The sequence below is a fragment of the Candidatus Rhabdochlamydia porcellionis genome (assembly GCF_015356815.2).
Lineage (GTDB): Bacteria > Chlamydiota > Chlamydiia > Chlamydiales > Rhabdochlamydiaceae > Rhabdochlamydia > Rhabdochlamydia porcellionis.
Genome location: NZ_CP075585.1, coordinates 1,274,637 through 1,292,832 on the forward strand (window position 1 = coordinate 1,274,637; position 18,196 = coordinate 1,292,832).

Consider the following 18,196-nt stretch of genomic DNA (forward strand, 5'->3'; position numbering starts at 1 on the left):
AGTTAGCCAGGCATTTTAACATACTTAAGGGATTCTTCACTAGTTAAAGAGAAGTTAAAGGCGGGGGTATATTTTTAGCTAGCTTACGCCATAAAATACCAAATAAAGAATAGGCTGTTTTTAAAATAATTGTTTGACGATCTCCTGTAATCTGCAATCTAAAAACATAAGGGCTACTTCCTTTTTCTTGCATAGCGGCCCATATAGTCCCTATCTTTTCATGAAAGCTATCACTCGTAGGACCTGCTATGCCTGAAACAGCCAACCCTACATCTGCTTGGCTTTTTTCTAAGGCTTTATTGAGCATGGCAAGAACACATTCGGCGCTAACGGGGCCTTTTGTTTCTAGGGTTTTTTTTGGCACATCTAATATATACTGTTTAAGAATAGAAGAGTAAGTTACAAAAGAGCCCAAAAAAAATGCGGACGCTCCTTTAACAGCTGTGAGCAGACTTGCCATAGTCCCTCCTGTACAAGACTCTGCTAAAACAAGCGTTTTTTTTTCTTTAATAAACCAATTATGGATTGCTTCTTCAATTTTACCTGTTGTTGCTGTATATAAAAAAGAGTCTAATTGGGTTTTCAGCAAATTTTCTGCATATTCTAATGAAGCTCTATTTTCGCTAGACAACACAATGGTAACATGAGAATAAGAAGGATAAATACCAATTTCCAATTCCGGTAATTGAGTTTGCAGCTCTCTTAACATGGGATTAATCTGGCTTTCTTGAAAGAAACATGCATACAAACAAGCTACATGTTTATGCAAAGGAGGATGTCTTTCTTGAAGAATAGGAAGAAATGTATTCATAAACATAGGTTGCATTTCTGCAGGCACACCAGGAAAACAAACCATCATTTTATCATTTACAAGAAAAAGCAGCCCAGGAGCTGTCCCCACAGAATTGAGCAAAGGTTGGGCTTTTTCTGGGATTGTAGCTTGCTCTTGTATAGTATTTAATTCTTTTCCAAAACGCCTCTGTAGATCAGCCACTACTAGAGCATTCACAGACAGCTTACAATGAAACACTTCAGCTACGACTACTCTAGTTAGGTCATCTAAAGTGGGCCCTAATCCCCCTGTAACGATTACAAGATCTGAGCGCTCATAAGCTTCTTGTAACCCTTTTTTTAAGACTTGAAGATCATCTAAAAATGTTGTATGACGCTCCACTGTATAACCGAATTTAAATAAATGAGCACTGATAAATGCTGCGTTTCTATTTACAATACGGCCATCCAAAAGTTCTTTGCCAATAGTAATGATTTCAATCTTCAATTTAAACACAGCACTTTAATCCCTAGCTCTTGTAATTGCTGATGTAAATGAATCCAGCTCATACATTTTTTGCCTATTCGAATAGTAGCATTGACTCTCTTTTCTTCTACCAAAAAGGGGGTAGGAATAGTGAATTGTCGTATCCATTTCATTAAAAGAGAAAATAATTCTGTATTAGGAAATAAGTCTTTCTTAATAACTCGTATAATTTCTTTTGTCTTAGGATCTTGATAAAACTGCGGATAAGAAAATTGAATCCCCCAACTAACGGTTTTCTGACCTAAAACCATGGGATAAAATATTTTGTCCATAGAAGAAAATAAAAACTGATGCATTTGCATTTGAATAACTGGCAAAACTGGTTTGATCAAAAATCGCTCTTCTGATACAGGCATTGCATAAAATACTTCTTTAGAACGCGTCATTGTACAAGAAAAATATTCTCTAAAACAACTATCTTGAGCAACCTTACCTTTTTTTAATGATTGGATATACTCTAAATGAGCTTGCAGAAAATCATTTTGCGATAATAGAGCATTTTGTTTTTTTACAGGTTTGCTAACCGCTATAAGGTAAAAAGGATCTAGCTTCTTGAATAAATCTACAATCTCTTCTTGATCTAAAAGAACCTGTACTTTAATCCATTTGGAAACCTGAAGAAGGCCCTCTTGACTAGAAGAGCTGACACGAAAGATGGTCATTTTAAAGAGCTCGCAACTATTTTAAAGCAGGTAGTCTCTAATAGCATCATTAAAATTCCACAAAAAATAGCAGCATCTGCAATATTGAAGACAGGATAGACATATCCCCAAAAAATAAAACAAAACATATCAACGACATGACCGTAAATAATACAGTCGAAAACATTTCCCACAGCTCCTGCTAAGATCATAACCAAACAGATTCTATGGTAATTACTTATCTGCTTTACACACAAATAATATCCAAGGGCTGCGATAATAAAAACCCGAATAGAGACCAATAAAAACTGATAGTTAGCAAAAAGTCCCCACATAGCACCCTTATTGATTACATGTGTAATTACAAATTCTATACCCAGTCCATGAAAAACTCCTATTCCTCCATAAGGAAAATAACAGAAGTTCATAGGAGTCACAAAGCAATGCACATACATTTTTAAAAGCGCGTCGAATAGAAAAATAGATATTGCTAAAAGACTTAACTTCCAACTTATCTTAAAAGCCATTTATAACAATCCCTTTTCAAGCATCTCTTGTGCTTTTACAGTTGTGTTTGCATAAGGAATTGCTTCTAATCTTTTTAAAGGGATTTCCTCGCCCGTAAGATCACAAGTTCCATAAGTTCCTTGATCTATTTTGTCTAAAGCAATTTCAATCTTCTGCAAAATCTCTCGCTCATTTCCACTTAGCTGCAGATTAATTGTTCGATTAAAGTCATCGGTTCCTTCATCTGCTTGATGCTGAGAATATCCTTTAATTTCATCCGTTGCTCTTACATCTTCTATCGTATCACGAATCAGATGCGTCATTTGAGCTTTTAACTCCTCTAGACGATTTTTAAATTTAGTAATTTGTTCCTTAGTTAAGGCCATAAACATCCTCTTTTTATATTTCTGTTGAGTGAATCGTATCTTTGGGACTAACATCCTCAATGGCATCGATTAATTCATTGACATCTTTAAATCGCCGATAAACGCAAGCAAATCGAATGTAGGCAATGCTATCTAGTTCTTGTAAATGTTGCATTACAATCCCCCCTAATTCCGAAGTAGTGACCTCTCTAACTTGACGCTCCATTAAATCAGAGGTAATTTTATAAGCCAAAGTTCTTAATTGATCATGGCTGATGCGTGTATGGCGGCAAGCTGCATCTAAACCTTTAATCAGTTTATCCTGGCAAAAATCTTCATATCGCCCATCTCTTTTTTTCACTTGAATTGTTAAGTCTACTGTTTCAAAAGTGGTAAAACGCCGTAAACAGCGCAAACATTCTCTCCTTCTACGAACGGCATTGCTTTCTGCTACGTTTCGAGAATCAGTAACTTTTAACTCTTCACAGGCACAAAATGGACAATGCATACATTATATCACGCTTAAATTTTTTATAGAGTTTAGAAAAATTTTACCTATTTTGATGCTTTTATATACATAACAAGTTTTTTTATTTTTTACCTATTATCTAAAACTCCATTTTATCCCAAAAACAGATTCCAATCAGCCAGTTTTTTGCGTTTTTAAATATTTAATCCTTCTAAACACACAAATTGCTTTTAAAACAAGTTTTTATTTTATAAAACAGTATATTGAGACTCTTTTTGACAATTCGTTGCTTAAATTTTGTTTGCTAACAAAAATTTTAAATTATAAAAAATCAAGATGTGTAAGGTTTATGCCATATTTAATATTATAAACAAGAATTGACTATCTAATAGCCATCAAAAACAACTAAAATACAACTTATTGACTCTCATTCAGATGGAGAAATCAATAAAGACATTTTAAAATAATTCTATGAATCTCTAAAAATGAAAGAAATCCTAACACCTTCATAAACTGTTTTATAAGCTCATTACAAGTATCAGATCCCAAGTTATTATCGGAGGAGGTGGGATTCGAACCCACGATACGTTTACACGTATACACGCTTTCCAAGCGTGCTCCATCGGCCACTCGGACACTCCTCCAAAAACCTTATAAGCGTGTTCAACGTTACCTTAACTACACTTTATCTTACAAGAAAAAATCCAAAGAGCTATTAATGAATTATTTACTATGCCCTGTGTTTGAAATTTAATAGAGAGTTATTTCTTTTCCAAAATCGCTTAAAAAATTATGATCGTCAATTGTAACTTTATCAGGTTTTAAAAAAATGTTTCTTCGTTTATTTATTAGTTTCTTTTGTATTATTCCTATTTTAGGTTATCCACAAGCTCCTGTTGTTTTGGTTAGCGTTCCCCCTTATCTTTATTTTGTAAAAAAAATCGCAGAAAACACCGTCTCAGCTGAGTCCCTTATTCCTTCTGGAACAAACCCTCATTTATATGAACCTACCCCTAAACAAGTTCAATTGCAAAAACAAGCCGTATTGTGGTTAAAATTAGGAGAAAAAGCAGATCAAAAAGCTCAAAGAGTCTTTAAAGAAATGAAAACCCCACCTCTGATCCTTGATTTGACAGAGGATCTTGCGCTTTTATCTTACAAAGATACAAAAGATCGTTGTGCTCAGCATAGCACCAAAGATCTACATATTTGGCTCAGTCCAAAAATGATGCAAGTGCAAGTTAAAAAAATTACACAAGCCTTAATTCAACTATTCCCGAAACATACAGAATTGTACCAAAGTAACTCAAATAAGTTACTCAAAGAACTAGAACAAGTTGATCAAGAATTAATTACTCTACTTAAAAACAAGCAAGGCAAAGCCATTTTAGTTTCTCATCCGGCTTTTGCTTATTTTTGTAGAGACTATAGCCTCGAGCAATTATCTCTTGAAGAAGAAGGCAAGGACTGTTTGCCTCAATATGTCCCAGAACTACTACATAAGATAAAAATGCTAGGTATAGGCGGCATAATTATAGAACCTCAACACGGCAGCAAAGCAGCTAATCTGCTCGCTCAAAATCTAGCGATTCCTACTTATCTCATCGATCCTTATTCTGAAGATTATATAGCGAGTTTAAAACAGATGGCAGAAGTGGTTAAAAATATCATTCATGACTGATATCATCTCTATTCACCAAGTATTTTTTAGTTATAATCATCAAAGTATTCTTGAAGATGTCAATATAACTGTGAAACCGAATGAATTTATTGTCGTTTTTGGCCCTAATGGCGGTGGGAAAACCACATTTTTTAAATTAATCTTAGGGCTTTTACAGCCTAAAAAAGGTTGGGTGAAGGTTTTAAACAAACACCCTAAACACACTAGGCATTTAATAGGATATGTCCCTCAAATGCAGCAAGTAGATCGCAACTTTCCGATTTGTGTTTTAGATGTAGTGATGATGGGATGCCTTGCTGGATTGAATTGCTGGGGAAGATTTCCTAAGGCAATGCGTAAATTAGGCCTACAGGCCTTGGAAAAAGTGAACCTTTTGCATAAAGCAAAAGCTTCCTTTGGTTCTCTATCAGGTGGAGAAACACAAAAAGCTCTTATTGCAAGAGCAATTGTCGACCGTCCTAAAATCCTACTACTAGATGAACCAACAGCTAATGTAGATTCTCAAGCGGAACAATCTATTTACCAGCTATTAAAAGAATTAAATACTGATATGACTATTCTAACGGTATCTCATGACTTACAAACAATTATTGATAAAGCCAGTAGACTCATTTGCGTAAATCGCCAAGCAACCTCTCTTCAAACTAAAGAAGTATGCGAGCATTTTGCTTTAGGGCTTTACCACACTCCTTTAACAAACTCTCAACATTTTTCCTTTTAATATGTTTGATAATCCTTTTTTCTTACATACGTTATTAGCAGGTTGTGGCGCTGCGTTAACTGGCGGTATTATCGGTTCCTATGTAGTAGTTAAAAGAATTGTTTCTATTAGTGGCAGCATTGCTCACTCCGTACTTGGGGGAATGGGCATTTGTCTATGGTTAAAAATCAGATTTGGGCTTTCCTTTCTAACCCCATTCATTGGGGCATTAATAGCTGGGTTGATTTCTGCTTTTTTAATGGGCTGGATTCATTTAAAATACAAAGAAAGAGAAGACACAGCAATTGCCGCTATTTGGGCCATCGGAATGTCTATCGGAGTCATTTTCATCGCTCTTACCCCTGGCTATAACACAGAGTTAATTGATTTTTTATTTGGAAATATTTTATGGGTTAGTAAAAATGATATTTTCTTACTATTTGTTTTAAATGCGTTCATTTTATCTATAGTCACTAGATTTTATAAACCGCTTTTAGCCATTTGTTTTGATGAAGAACAGGCTAAATTAAAAAAACTTCCAGTACAAACCTTTTATTTTCTACTACTAGGATTAGTAGCTGTCTCAATTGTATTATTGATCCAAATAGTTGGGGCCATCTTGGTTGTAACTATGTTAGCAATACCTGCTGCCATTGCTGCTATTTTCACCCGCAATTTATTGCAAATGATGACTTTAGCAACAGTATGCGGTCTTATGCTCACATTTATTGGCATTCTTTTCTCTTATCAATTAAACTGGCCTCCAGGGGCCACCATCTCACTTGTTTCTTCTTCTTGTTATGCAGGTGCACTTTTATTCAAAAAGAAACCTTAAGATTTTACATGGAGCAATAGCGATTCCAGAATTGTTTCCAGGCTGATTTCTTGTGTGTTCTATGATGATGTGTTTTTCTTTTTGCTGATGCTCTCTTGGTATGTTTTCTAGGCATAAACCCTCCTTAAGCTTTTTTATCTTGTTCCAACTTAATTTTAGACTCACTTTCCTGCTCTTTAAAAAACGCACGGTTATGATGCTTTCTCAGAGTAATTTTTGAGGATTTAAGTGTATTTATCCTTTTTCTAAGCCTCTTCATAACCATCTCTATTCATTTATCCTCTTACTTTTCATACTATGTATAATTTAATTATTAATCAAATAATTAAATTTTTATTTTTTAATAAAAAAAATGAATTAAAAAATAAAAATCCCTTCTTTCTATCCTTTTTTACATTTACATCTTTTCAAGTTGACTTTGATTCAAGACTGTCCTATCATGCTTTTTTCTTCCCCATGCGAATCTTTAAGTTTATTTTTAGGAGGTTAGATGTACGCGATTATCGAAACAGGCGGTAAGCAGTACCGTGTTGAAAAAGGTGATACCATCGATGTAGAATTGCTAGATATAGAGGATAATATTGTAAAATTTAAAAATGTTTTACTGGTTAGTGAAGCGGAAAATGTTAAGATTGGGACCCCTTATCTTGCTGATACTGTCGTGCAAGCAGAACTTACAAAACAAAATGCTAAAGGGCCAAAAGTGGTCGCATTCAAGTATAAAAGACGCAAACCGATTCGTCGTAAAGTGGGGCATCGTCAACGCTACACCCGAATCAAGATTACAGATATTATTGGATAAGGAGCAACAATGGCACATAAGAAAGGTCAAGGATCTAGCCGAAATGGTCGTGATTCTCATTCACAACGCCTTGGAATTAAGGCATCTGGAGGACAATTTGTCACCGCTGGTAGCATTATTGTGCGTCAAAGAGGCACAAAATGGCATCCAGCAAAAAATGTAGGACGTGGTCGCGATGATACAATATACGCTTTAATCGACGGCATTGTTTCTTATCGTAAAACTAACCGTACATACGTTTCCGTTCAACCCACTCTTTAATACCTAGGTAGCCCTCAGCTAAGCCAAGGGGGCTTATATATATGTTTATCGATTCAGTTATAGTTACACTGCGCGCTGGAAAAGGCGGTAATGGTGTCGTTGCCTGGCGTAGAGAAAAATTTATTCCTAAAGGAGGCCCTGTCGGTGGAAATGGAGGCCAAGGCGGATCTATCATTCTAAAAACCAATGAGAATATCCTTTCTTTAGAAGGGTTTCGCAATCGCCGTTTAATTAATGCAGAAAATGGCATTTCAGGAGGAGGAAACCTTCAAAAAGGGCGCAATGGCAAAGATCTTATTTTACACATCCCCTGTGGTACTGTTGTTAAAAACATTAAAACACAAGAAGTATTAGTGGATTTCACTGACAAAAACCAAGAGTATATTCTATGTAAAGGAGGCAAAGGAGGCAAAGGAAATGCTTGTTTTAAGTCTTCTACCAACCAAGCCCCTAACATATGTACTTCCGGCTATAAAGGTGAAATGCATGAGGTTCAACTCGAGTTAAAATTAATCGCTGATATTGGCTTCATTGGCATGCCCAACGCAGGTAAATCCACTCTTTTAAAACAAATTACTCATTGCCCCGTTAAAATTGGAGCTTATCCTTTTACAACACTATACCCAAATCTAAGCTATATTCAGTTTGAAGATTTTTCCAGGATTTTAATTGCAGATATTCCGGGCATTATAGAAGGGGCCCACCTCGATCGCGGATTGGGTTTATCTTTTCTCAAACATATTGAACGCTCTTCTGTTTTGGTCTATTTGATCGATGTTTCTGGGATAGAAGGAAGAGACCCTTTTAAAGATTTTCAGACTTTACAAAACGAAATAATAACCTACCGAAAAGAATTATTAGATAAGCCTTTTCTTGTTGTATTAAATAAAATGGACTGCAAAACAGCCGTGCAGAATCTAGAGACATTTAAACAAAAATACCCCTATCCAAAAACAACACTCTTTCCTATTTCAGCTATACATAGAGAAAACATTACACCCCTTATTAAAGCTATGCAACAACTTGTCCCCTGTAAATTCTAGTTAAATTTAATTACCAATCTTCGACTACAAAAATCTTTTAAGGTGGGTTGTTTTGCATGTTCCTGTTTAATGAGGAAACACTGGAATATAAATAAAAAAAATCGCTTTTTTTATTCTTACACACTAAAGGCATCTTCTTGCAACGCTTTTTCTAGATGGCTTGAAAGGTCAATCGCTGTAGCTTGTTGGTTCTGGTTACTTAGATAATCTGTATAGATGTCGAGAATGTCTTATGTCATATTTTTCCATCTTTTTTGCAAAGAATTTACTTCTCTATCCTCTTTTGTCGCGTAAGGTGAATTTTTTATTGAAAAAAACACGCACTTATATTACAGTGGGAAGGCCTTTTCTTTAAAGAGGTTACAATAATGATCCCATCACAAGTCGTTCAATCGCGAAACCCAAGATCCTTTTGGGAATTACCACATGGAGATATTAGAGCTATTGTCCATCGTGTAACTGTTGCAGTGTCTAGCCTCTTCCAATTGGGTCTCTACATCGTTTCAGGAAGCTGGTGTCAACTCAGAGATAGAGTTATTCTACTTCTTCCAGAGAAAATGGCAATAAGACTTGATTCTAGAAGAATGCTCATTCACATCATACACCAAATTCCCCTTGATAAAAGGGTAGACTTTGCTCGCAATATACTCGAGCTTATCTCACCTCAAATAGATCTAAATATCAAAAACACATTTATTGAAGCTATAACTGCAAATCTTGGAAATGATGAAGGCAAGTTAGCGAGAAATACTCTTCCCCTTGTCACTAGCGAAATGTATTCTCCTAAAAATATAGAAATTACTCAGAAAGTAGCCTCTATCCCTGCAAATGAGCGAGAAGAAGCGATCAGGGCCTCTCTTCCACTAATCTCTCCAGAAATGGATGCATATGACATAGCCAAAATAATTGAGATGGTAGCCTCTATCCCTGCAAATGAGCGAGAAGAAGCGATCAGGGCCTCTCTTCCACTAATCTCTCCAGAAATGGATGCATATGACATAGCCAAAATAATTGAGATGGTAACCTTTATCCCTGCAAATGAGCGAGAAGAAGCGATCAGGGCCTCTCTTCCGCTAATCTCTCCAGAAATGGATGCATATGACATAGCCAAAATAATTGAGATGGTAACCTTTATCCCTGCAAATGAGCAAGAAGAAGCGATTAGGGCCTCTCTTCCACTAATCACTCCGGAAATGAGGGCGTATGACATAGCCAAAATAATTGAGATGGTAACCTTTATCCCTGCAAATGAGCGAGAAGAAGCGATCAGGGCCTCTCTTCCATTAATTACTCCAGAAATGGATGCATATGACATAGTTGAAATAATTGAGGTGGTAGCTTCTATCCCTGTGAATGAGCGAGAAGAAGCGATCAGGGCCTCTCTTCCATTAATCTCTCCAGAAATGGATGCATATGACATAATTGAAATAATTGAGATAGTAACCTCTATTCCTGTGAATGAGCGAGAAGAAGCGATCAGGGCCTCTTTTCCATTAATTACTCCAGAAATGAAGGTATATGATATAGCTGAAATAATTGAGGTAGTAGCTTCTATCCCTGCAAATGAGCGAGAAGAAGCTATTAGAGCCGCCTCTCTTCTGCTAATCACTCCGGAAATGGATGCATATGACATAGCCAAAATAATTCGGACAGTAGCCTTTACCCCTGCAAATGAGCGAGAAGAAGCTATTAGAGCCTCTCTTCTGCTAATCACTCCGGAAATGGATGCATATGACATAGCCAAAATAATTCGAACGGTAGCCTTTACCCCTGCAAATGAGCGAGAAGAAGCGATCAGGACCTCTCTTCCACTAATCACTCCGGAAATGACAGCATATGGTATAGCCGAAATAATTCGGACGGTAGCCAATATCCCTGCAAATGAGCAAGAAGAAGCGATCAGGACCTCTCTTCTGCTAATCATTCCGGAAATGAGGGCGCATGATATAGCCAAAATAATTCAGGCGGTAGCCGATATCCCTGTAAATGAGCGAGAAGAAGCAATCAGGACCTCTCTTCTGCTAATCACTCCAAAAATGACGGCATATGGCATAGCCGAAATAATTCAGACAGTAGCCGATATCTCTGCAAATGAGCAAGAAGAAGCAATCAGGACCTCTCTTCTGCTAATCACTCCGGAAATGACGGCATATGGCATAGCCGAAATAATTCAAGCAGTAGCCTCTATCCCTGTGAGTGAGCGAGAAGAAGCGATCAGGGCCTCTCTTCTGCTAATCGCTCCGGAAATGACAGCATATGACATAGCCGGAATAATTCAGACAATAGCCAATATCCCTGCAGATGCAAGAGAAGAAGCGATCAGAATCTCTCTTCTGCTAATCACTCCGGAAATGATAGCATATGACATAGCCGGAATAATCCGGGCGGTAGCCTCTATCCCTGCAAATGAGCGAGCTAGAGCAATTCAGGTGGTAGCCAACATCCCAGCAAATGAGCGAGCTAGAGTAATTCAGGCAATAGCCTCTATCCCTGCAAATGAGCGAGCTAGAGTAATTCAGGCAGTAGCCAATATCCCTGCAAATGAGAGAGCTAGAGTAATTCAGGTAGTAGAAGATATCCCTGTGAATGAGAGAGCTAGAATAATTCAGGTAATAGCTGCTATCCCTGTGAATGAGAGAGCTAGAATAATTCAGGTAATAGCTGCTATCCCTGTGAATGAGCAAGCTAGAATAATTCAGGTAGTAGCAAATATTCCTGCAAATGAGAGAGAAGAAGCGATCAGAAACGCTTTCCTCTTACAATGTGAAGGAATGAACGTACACACAAACGATCGTGACCAACGAGTAAAAGCAGCTATCGAATTATTATTTGAACATCAAAAACATATAACAACATCAGAGATTAATAAAGCTACGGATAGCTTTATTGCCTATCTAGAGAACTCTCCAATTGATGAAACAAAAAAAACGTTAGCAAAAGGAGCTCTTCTAGAACCAAGAAAGAATAACCGAGATTTTGCTCCTCTTATTAATGATGAGGACCTCACCATACTAGGATTACGAATATCAGGAGCAGACCTAATTGGCCGCCTTTGGATTTTCGTATCGGAATTAACTGGAAATGAAAAAACAAATGCGCAAGTCGGTATGATTTCTGCCTTGAGCGACTCATATGATGACTCTAATTTAAAAGTTTGTAATCAAGGAAAAACACAAAGATTGGTGGTTGCTGTACTCCAAGGACGCCTTGCAGGGGTCAATATTGAAGGGGCCGTTATTTCAATTAACACACCCCAAGCTATAGAGATGTTCTTTAACATAGAGACCCATAAGAAAATTGATGAATTTAAAGATTTAATGAAAGCTGCAAATCGATTTTGCAACGAACATGTTTGTGTGAATAGAGATGCCTTTATTCTTGAGATTGAGGAATACGCTAGACTGCAAGGAATAGAAAATTAAATTTATTTCTCTTGAATTTAAGTTGCATTACTCAAAATATGACGTACTTACGAGATTTAATAATAAACATTTAAAAAAGATGCAGTTCTCTTTTAGTAGGTCAGGCTTTTGAAGCTTTTTTTCACTCTTATTTTTCCTAACTAAACTCAATATTGAGGCCTATAGATCAATAAATGTGGCCAGAGCCGGATTTGAACCGGCGACACAAGGCTTTTCAGGCCTCTGCTCTACCGACTGAGCTATCTGGCCATACGGATGAATCAAAAAAGATATAAAGCCAGATAATTTTTTGCAATAGATTGTTTATCTTTTAGTAAAGTTTTGAGCACTGCTTTCTAATAATGCCATATCCTTTAAAATATTTAATGCCTCAGACATTTGCAGATCTTCTACTCCCCAGTTGCGATTCGCCGTTAAAGTATTTTCTTTTCCTTCTTTTTCTTGTTTTTTAATATCTAAAAACAGAGAGAAATTTTTATCACGACTAAGCCTTTGACTACTATTTATTGTTAAAAGCGATTCCATTTGGCTCCAGATAGAAACCTTTTTCTGAAGATTTGGCAAATAATTTTTTTGAAACCAATTAATTTGTTGGGGATTTATATCCACCAAAGGATCTGTATACACCGATGGAATTCGATCACATTTTAGCGGGTATTGCAAAAACCGCTCTCCTACATCATAGATAAAATATCTGGTAGGAACTACAATGTTAGCTTTTACTCCCTCGATTTGCGTAGAGGTTCCTGAAACAGTATAATACCTACCGACAGTTACTTTAAAAAAAGAAGGCGCTTTTTCTCTTGTCACAGTTTGAAATTGAATCGTGCCTTTTCCATAAGTTCGCTCATCCCCTATCACTAAAGCAACACCATAGTCTTGCAATGCTTGAGCCACAATTTCAGCAGCAGAAGCTGAAAATTTTGAAGTTAAAATAACCAAAGGACCATCGTAATAATTCCTTCCATCTAACTCCCGTAAATATTGTATTTCTTCTTGAGCATATTTGGAAACAACAATCACTCCATTAGAAATGAAAAGACCTGCAACTTTAACAGCTTGCGTTAAGAACCCACCAGAATTATCCCTTAAATCTAACACCAAGCCATGCAACTTACCTTGTTTTTTTAACTCTCTTAAAGCAAATCGAATATCTGCTTCACAACTTGAACTGTCTTTACTTTCATAAAAAGAAGGAAGAGTAAGTTTCCCAATAATTCCATCACCAAATGGCTCAAAAGCATATTGCAAACGATCCTGTTCTATGATGATTTTTTCTTTTTGTAGCACTACAAAATAACTTATCTCTTGTTTCTCTTGCATTCTTTTTAATTCTAACATAATCTTGCGCTTATTCCCGTTTTGTAGGCAGTCTAAGACTTGTTCATAAGAGAGCTGAGAAGTAGATTTCCCATCAATGGATACAAGTACATCCCCCGGCATAATTTTTCCTGAACGATAAGCCGGTCCTCCTTTAATTAAATCGCTAATAATAACCCCTTCAATAGATTCGGTTAATACTACACCAATTCCTTCGAATTGTTTTTCTAGACAAGTGCGCATTTCTATAGCTTCTTTAGGACTAAAATAACAGGTATGTGCATCTAAGCTCTTTGCCATAGCTTTAAGAACATGCATAGATATCTGTTCTTCTAAAGCATTTTTAGTCAGTTTTTTACCCTGAGCATCTATATCTAGATAAGCATCCTCTAAACGAGATAAACGTTTTTCCCATAAAACAAACACCTTTTGAATACACTCAGCATCAAACTTTCTGTTTGGGTTCTGTTTCTTCTCAAATGCAATGATTTTTTGTAAATGGCTTTTAATCCTTGCTTGTAGCTCTTCTTTACTACGGGGATAATCAGAATAGGTTTTGTGATTTATAAGTTCTTCCCTTGTTTTTATAAGCTCTTTTTGCAGTGCTATTCGATAAACACGTTCTCTTTTAATGGAATTTTTAATTATGTTATTTAATTCTTGGAAAACCGTGAAATAACCTTGTTTATATTGCTCTACCATTTGAGTTAACAATTCGTGGGATGGATTAAGATAAGCATCAATTTCATCAAAAAGTAAATAATTTTTATTGTTATCAAATTGCTCGATATAAATTCTCAAACTACGTTTAGCAAGTAACTCATTAAATTCTTTATGTTCCACATGGTAGCGTAACATCTCTTCCATGTTATTACGAATAGAAGAAATTGCTATACCTGGTTTTTTAAAAGTCCCCATATTACCAGATACTAAAATCAGACCGAATAAACTTATTAAAAAAAAATTAAATACCTTCATCCTAATAACCCTTGTTTATCCTTATTTATATGATAAGTCTAATTTTTAAAATTAAATTTCTCAATAAATGCTTAAGAAATCTAGTTTAAAAAATTTTTAAACTAGATTTTTGATAATCTTTTTGCAAGAAATGTTGTTCCCAGTTATATTTTCTTCCATATTGTATGCTAAGAAGTAGCAGAAGCTTTTTCCTAAGGCTTCTTTTTTTAATTAACTCGCTCAAGGAGAAGGGCAAAGATGCCAACAATTAACCAATTAGTGCGTTTTGGACGCAAATCAAAAAGAAAAAGAGAGAAGTCCCCTGCTCTACAAAATTGTCCGCAAAAGCGTGGTGTTTGTGTTCAGGTAAAGACAAAAACTCCAAAAAAGCCGAATTCCGCTTTAAGAAAAGTTGCATGGATACGCCTGTCTAACGGGAAAGAAATTATTGCTTATATTGGAGGAGAAGGCCATAACCTGCAAGAGCATAGCATCGTACTGGTCCGTGGTGGGAAGGTAAAAGATCTCCCTGGTGTGCGTTACCATATTGTAAGAGGAGCTCTTGATTGTGCCGCAGTAAAAGATCGAAAACAATCCAGATCCAAATACGGTGCAAAGCGCCCTAAGTAAAGTAATCTTAGGATATCCAACATATGGAGATCCTGGCCCTCAACTGTCTCTTTTTTTAAAATAAAAGAGTCAATCGTGGGCCGAGCAAAGCAGCTCAAGTGAAGACCATTATTTTGAAAAAAGGAAAATTATGTCAAGAAGACGTCGTGCTACTAAGAGACAACCTGAACCAGACCCACATTATAAGAGCGAAGTTGTGGCTAAATTGATTAATAAGACTATGATTAGCGGCAAAAAATCTACTGCTCGCCGCATTGTTTATAATGCTATCGAAGCTTTTGCAAAAAAAATTAAATCTACTGACCCTTTAAATGACTTTTTGCAAGCTCTAGAGAACGCAAAGCCTTCTTTAGAAGTAAAATCTCGTCGTATTGGTGGAGCTACTTATCAAGTCCCTATTGAAATCCCTGCCGATCGTAGAACTTCAATGGCCATGACTTGGATCATTAACTATTCTCGCGCTAAAGCCGGAAGATCAATGGAAGAAGCTCTTTGCTCTGAACTCGTAGACTGTTACAACAATCAAGGCACTACTATTAAGAAAAAAGATGATACACATCGCATGGCAGAATCGAATCGTGCATTTGCCCACTACAAATGGTAAAGGAGCCTTATGAATCAACGACCGGAAAAAGATAAACTAAAAAAAGTACGTAACGTTGGCATCATGGCGCATATTGATGCTGGTAAAACAACTACAACTGAACGTATCCTTTACTACTCTGGGCGCTCTCACCGTATTGGTGAGGTGCATGAGGGTGCTGCAACAATGGATTTCATGGAGCAAGAACGTGAAAGAGGTATTACCATTACCTCGGCATCTACCACTGTATATTGGCCGGATAAAGACGGAGAAGATTGTAAAATTAATATTATAGACACCCCAGGTCATGTTGATTTTACAGTAGAAGTAGAGCGTTCGCTTAGAGTTTTAGATGGTGCTGTTGCGGTTTTTGACGCAGTAGCAGGAGTGCAACCTCAATCAGAAACCGTTTGGCGCCAAGCAGAGCGTTATAATGTTCCGCGCATTGCATTTATTAATAAAATGGATCGTGTAGGAGCTGACTTCTTCATAGCTGTTGATTCTATGAAAGATAAACTAGGAGCTAATGCTATCCCTGTTCAATGTCCTATTGGTGCAGAAGGTAATTTTAAAGGGATGGTTGATTTAATCAAAATGAAAGCATATCTCTTTTTAGATGAGACTTTAGGTGCTAAATATGAAACAGCAGAAATCCCAGAAGATCTACTCACTAAATGTCAAGAAATGCGCCAACAATTGCTTGAAGAACTAGCAACTGTTGACGAAGAAAGCGAAGAATTTATGACAAAGGTGCTAGAAAACCCAGACAGCATAACAGAAAACGAGATTCATATAGCTATTCGCAAAGCGGTTTGCCAAAATCGACTAAATCCAGTTTTATGTGGAACAGCATTTAAAAACAAAGGAGTACAACCTTTATTGGATGCAATTGTTAACTGGATGCCCTCCCCCATTGATCGAGGATTAATTAAAGGAATTAATGCTATAACAGATGAACAAATGACTTTGGAGCCCAAAGACGATGGCCCTTTAGCTGCTTTAGCATTTAAAATTGCAACCGATCCTTATGTAGGTAGATTAACTTTTGTACGCATTTATTCAGGCGTTCTTTCTAAAGGGAGCACTTTAATAAATACAACAAAAGGTAAAAAAGAAAGAATCTCACGTTTGCTAGAAATGCACGCGAATCAACGTAAAGATCGTGATGACTTTTTTACAGGAGATATAGCAGCTTGTATTGGTCTAAAGTATACTAGTACAGGAGATACTTTATGTAGCGAAAACTCTCCTCTTTTGTTGGAAAAAATGGAATTCCCAGAACCTGTAATTTCTATGGCAATTGAACCAAAATCAAAAGAAAATAGAGAAAGACTCTCCGTAGCTTTGGGAGCTCTCTCTGAAGAAGATCCTACATTTCGTGTATTTACCAATGAAGAAACAGGTCAAACAATTATTGCAGGGATGGGAGAATTACACTTAGAAATCCTTCGAGATCGCATGTGCCGCGAATTTTCCGTAGAAGCAAATGTGGGCAAACCAGAAGTTGCCTATAAGGAAACTATTACAAAACCCTGTAAAACAGAAACAAAATACGTTAAACAATCCGGTGGGCGTGGTCAATACGCACATGTTGTTTTGGAAATTGAACCTAATGAACAAGGTAAAGGTAATGAAGTTGTTAGCAAAATCGTCGGTGGCGTTATTCCAAAAGAATACATTCCAGCGGTTATTAAAGGGGTTAATGAAGGACTTGCAACAGGTGTCTTAGCAGGTTATGGCCTTGTTGACGTAAAAGTTTCTATTGTTTATGGCTCTTATCATGAAGTTGACTCAAGTGAAATGGCTTTTAAAATCTGCGGATCAATGGCTGTTAAGGAAGCAGCGCGCAAGAGCTCCCCTATCTTACTAGAGCCAATCATGAAAGTTTCTGTATCTACCCCAGAGCAATTTATGGGAGATGTGATAGGTGATGTTAATCGTCGTCGCGGTAAAATTCTCAATCAAATTACACAAAAAGGGATAATTCTCATTGAATCAGAAGTCCCTTTAAGTGAAATGTTTGGATATTCTACACAGCTTCGCTCTATTAGTTCGGGACGTGCCAGTTATGTAATGGAGCCCTCTCATTTTGAGCGTGTTCCTCAAAAAATTCAAGATACAATTGTGAAAAAATAAAAACAAACAAGTATATATGGCTAAAAAAGAAAAAAAGAAAATACGAGTTCGCCTCAAAGGCTATGATCAACGCAAGCTAGACGGTGCTGTAATTGACATTGTCGAGACAGCAAAATGTACCGAAGCTAGGGTAGCAGGCCCCATTCCTCTACCTACTAAAAGACAAGGAAATACTGTCTTAAGATCCCCTCATGGTGATCGTAAATCTCATGAGCAGTTTGAAACACGTACTTGTAGTCGTATGTTAGAAATCCTAGATCCAACACCGGATACACTTGATAAACTAAAAGTGCTTCCTGTTGCACCTGGGGTGCACATTACAGTTAAGCAATTATCTTCTAAAGGAAAACCGACTAAATCTACTTAAAAAGCAATGAGTATCGCTTTTTGTCTTTAAAAGGATACAACATTTGTTGTATCCTTTTTTTGTTTGTTATTTATTTTTTTATAAATAAACTAATATGTAACATCTTATTTAGGAACTACCATAGAACCAAAATTAGTTCTAGAAATAAAATGCTTTAAA

17 protein-coding genes and 2 tRNA genes are annotated in these 18,196 nt (G+C 36.7%); 11 read left to right on the top strand and 8 right to left on the bottom strand.

Going from position 1 to position 18,196, the window contains the following annotated elements; genetic code table 11:
- Nucleotides 1-43: 43 nt before the first annotated feature.
- The 6 genes from RHAB15C_RS05990 to RHAB15C_RS06015 all read right to left on the bottom strand — a co-directional run bounded on the left by RHAB15C_RS05990 (nt 44) and on the right by RHAB15C_RS06015 (nt 3,944).
- Nucleotides 44-1,288, bottom strand: coding sequence for a nicotinamide-nucleotide amidohydrolase family protein (locus RHAB15C_RS05990; RefSeq protein ID WP_194845239.1), 1,245 nt, complete (start codon nt 1,286-1,288; stop codon nt 44-46).
- Entirely contained in the window at nt 1,276-1,980 is a 705-nt protein-coding gene (locus RHAB15C_RS05995; protein WP_194845238.1) for a hypothetical protein, read from the bottom strand. The genes RHAB15C_RS05990 and RHAB15C_RS05995 overlap by 13 nt, the downstream gene beginning before the upstream one ends.
- Nucleotides 1,977-2,486: a signal peptidase II gene (gene lspA, locus RHAB15C_RS06000; RefSeq protein WP_194845237.1), complete on the bottom strand. Its 510-nt coding sequence runs from the start codon at nt 2,484-2,486 to the stop codon at nt 1,977-1,979. The genes RHAB15C_RS05995 and lspA overlap by 4 nt, the downstream gene beginning before the upstream one ends.
- Nucleotides 2,487-2,852, bottom strand: a complete 366-nt coding sequence (locus RHAB15C_RS06005; RefSeq protein ID WP_194845236.1) for a TraR/DksA family transcriptional regulator — start codon at nt 2,850-2,852, stop codon at nt 2,487-2,489.
- Between the two features lie 13 nt (nt 2,853-2,865).
- A complete protein-coding gene (gene nrdR, locus RHAB15C_RS06010) occupies nt 2,866-3,339 on the bottom strand; it encodes a transcriptional regulator NrdR (protein WP_194845235.1) in 474 nt (157 codons plus the stop codon).
- A 518-nt stretch (nt 3,340-3,857) separates the two neighbouring features.
- Nucleotides 3,858-3,944, bottom strand: a tRNA-Ser gene (locus RHAB15C_RS06015).
- Between the two features lie 185 nt (nt 3,945-4,129).
- On the opposite strand from RHAB15C_RS06015, the gene RHAB15C_RS06020 reads away from it, so the two are divergent.
- The 7 genes from RHAB15C_RS06020 to RHAB15C_RS06050 all read left to right on the top strand — a co-directional run bounded on the left by RHAB15C_RS06020 (nt 4,130) and on the right by RHAB15C_RS06050 (nt 12,044).
- Nucleotides 4,130-4,981 carry a metal ABC transporter solute-binding protein, Zn/Mn family gene (locus RHAB15C_RS06020; protein WP_194845234.1) on the top strand — a complete coding sequence of 284 codons (852 nt, stop codon included), beginning with the start codon at nt 4,130-4,132 and terminating at the stop codon, nt 4,979-4,981.
- Nucleotides 4,974-5,702: a metal ABC transporter ATP-binding protein gene (locus tag RHAB15C_RS06025; RefSeq protein ID WP_194845233.1), complete on the top strand. Its 729-nt coding sequence runs from the start codon at nt 4,974-4,976 to the stop codon at nt 5,700-5,702. Before RHAB15C_RS06020 ends, RHAB15C_RS06025 begins: the two co-directional genes overlap by 8 nt.
- A gap of 1 nt (nt 5,703) precedes the next feature.
- Entirely contained in the window at nt 5,704-6,516 is an 813-nt protein-coding gene (locus RHAB15C_RS06030; RefSeq protein ID WP_194845232.1) for a metal ABC transporter permease, read from the top strand.
- Nucleotides 6,517-7,006: 490 nt separating this feature from the next.
- A complete protein-coding gene (gene rplU / locus RHAB15C_RS06035; protein ID WP_194845231.1) occupies nt 7,007-7,318 on the top strand; it encodes a 50S ribosomal protein L21 in 312 nt (103 codons plus the stop codon).
- A 9-nt stretch (nt 7,319-7,327) separates the two neighbouring features.
- Complete coding sequence (gene rpmA / locus RHAB15C_RS06040; protein ID WP_194845230.1) at nt 7,328-7,579, top strand: 50S ribosomal protein L27; 252 nt, start codon at nt 7,328-7,330, stop codon at nt 7,577-7,579.
- Between the two features lie 41 nt (nt 7,580-7,620).
- Nucleotides 7,621-8,622 (top strand): GTPase ObgE, encoded by a 1,002-nt coding sequence (gene obgE / locus RHAB15C_RS06045; protein WP_194845229.1) that lies wholly within the window; start codon nt 7,621-7,623, stop codon nt 8,620-8,622.
- Nucleotides 8,623-8,990: 368 nt separating this feature from the next.
- A complete protein-coding gene (locus RHAB15C_RS06050) occupies nt 8,991-12,044 on the top strand; it encodes a hypothetical protein (protein ID WP_194845228.1) in 3,054 nt (1,017 codons plus the stop codon).
- Nucleotides 12,045-12,220: 176 nt separating this feature from the next.
- On the opposite strand, the gene RHAB15C_RS06055 is transcribed toward RHAB15C_RS06050, so the two are convergent.
- Nucleotides 12,221-12,293: transfer RNA gene (locus RHAB15C_RS06055), tRNA-Phe, on the bottom strand.
- A 54-nt stretch (nt 12,294-12,347) separates the two neighbouring features.
- On the bottom strand, nt 12,348-14,342 hold the full coding sequence (tsp, locus tag RHAB15C_RS06060) for a tail-specific protease Tsp (protein ID WP_194845227.1): 1,995 nt from the start codon (nt 14,340-14,342) through the stop codon (nt 12,348-12,350).
- A 237-nt stretch (nt 14,343-14,579) separates the two neighbouring features.
- Between tsp and rpsL the strand changes: the two genes are divergently transcribed.
- The 4 genes from rpsL to rpsJ all read left to right on the top strand — a co-directional run bounded on the left by rpsL (nt 14,580) and on the right by rpsJ (nt 18,037).
- On the top strand, nt 14,580-14,951 hold the full coding sequence (gene rpsL / locus RHAB15C_RS06065) for a 30S ribosomal protein S12 (RefSeq protein ID WP_138106740.1): 372 nt from the start codon (nt 14,580-14,582) through the stop codon (nt 14,949-14,951).
- Nucleotides 14,952-15,081: 130 nt separating this feature from the next.
- Nucleotides 15,082-15,555 carry a 30S ribosomal protein S7 gene (gene rpsG, locus RHAB15C_RS06070; RefSeq protein WP_194845226.1) on the top strand — a complete coding sequence of 158 codons (474 nt, stop codon included), beginning with the start codon at nt 15,082-15,084 and terminating at the stop codon, nt 15,553-15,555.
- Between the two features lie 9 nt (nt 15,556-15,564).
- Nucleotides 15,565-17,670, top strand: a complete 2,106-nt coding sequence (gene fusA / locus RHAB15C_RS06075; RefSeq protein ID WP_194845225.1) for an elongation factor G — start codon at nt 15,565-15,567, stop codon at nt 17,668-17,670.
- Nucleotides 17,671-17,686: 16 nt separating this feature from the next.
- On the top strand, nt 17,687-18,037 hold the full coding sequence (gene rpsJ, locus RHAB15C_RS06080) for a 30S ribosomal protein S10 (RefSeq protein ID WP_194845224.1): 351 nt from the start codon (nt 17,687-17,689) through the stop codon (nt 18,035-18,037).
- Nucleotides 18,038-18,196 lie beyond the last annotated feature (159 nt).

Excerpts from the sequence above, each read along its gene's own strand:
- RHAB15C_RS05995 (WP_194845238.1), bottom strand. The coding sequence starts at position 1,980 with ATGACCATCTTTCGTGTCAGCTCTTCTAGTCAAGAGGGCCTTCTTCAG.
- lspA (WP_194845237.1), bottom strand. The coding sequence starts at position 2,486 with ATGGCTTTTAAGATAAGTTGGAAGTTAAGTCTTTTAGCAATATCTATT.
- RHAB15C_RS06005 (WP_194845236.1), bottom strand. The coding sequence starts at position 2,852 with ATGGCCTTAACTAAGGAACAAATTACTAAATTTAAAAATCGTCTAGAG.
- nrdR (WP_194845235.1), bottom strand. The coding sequence starts at position 3,339 with ATGCATTGTCCATTTTGTGCCTGTGAAGAGTTAAAAGTTACTGATTCT.
- RHAB15C_RS06020 (WP_194845234.1), top strand. The coding sequence starts at position 4,130 with ATGTTTCTTCGTTTATTTATTAGTTTCTTTTGTATTATTCCTATTTTA.
- RHAB15C_RS06025 (WP_194845233.1), top strand. The coding sequence starts at position 4,974 with ATGACTGATATCATCTCTATTCACCAAGTATTTTTTAGTTATAATCAT.
- RHAB15C_RS06030 (WP_194845232.1), top strand. The coding sequence starts at position 5,704 with ATGTTTGATAATCCTTTTTTCTTACATACGTTATTAGCAGGTTGTGGC.
- rplU (WP_194845231.1), top strand. The coding sequence starts at position 7,007 with ATGTACGCGATTATCGAAACAGGCGGTAAGCAGTACCGTGTTGAAAAA.
- rpmA (WP_194845230.1), top strand. The coding sequence starts at position 7,328 with ATGGCACATAAGAAAGGTCAAGGATCTAGCCGAAATGGTCGTGATTCT.
- obgE (WP_194845229.1), top strand. The coding sequence starts at position 7,621 with ATGTTTATCGATTCAGTTATAGTTACACTGCGCGCTGGAAAAGGCGGT.
- RHAB15C_RS06050 (WP_194845228.1), top strand. The coding sequence starts at position 8,991 with ATGATCCCATCACAAGTCGTTCAATCGCGAAACCCAAGATCCTTTTGG.
- tsp (WP_194845227.1), bottom strand. The coding sequence starts at position 14,342 with ATGAAGGTATTTAATTTTTTTTTAATAAGTTTATTCGGTCTGATTTTA.
- rpsL (WP_138106740.1), top strand. The coding sequence starts at position 14,580 with ATGCCAACAATTAACCAATTAGTGCGTTTTGGACGCAAATCAAAAAGA.
- rpsG (WP_194845226.1), top strand. The coding sequence starts at position 15,082 with ATGTCAAGAAGACGTCGTGCTACTAAGAGACAACCTGAACCAGACCCA.
- fusA (WP_194845225.1), top strand. The coding sequence starts at position 15,565 with ATGAATCAACGACCGGAAAAAGATAAACTAAAAAAAGTACGTAACGTT.
- rpsJ (WP_194845224.1), top strand. The coding sequence starts at position 17,687 with ATGGCTAAAAAAGAAAAAAAGAAAATACGAGTTCGCCTCAAAGGCTAT.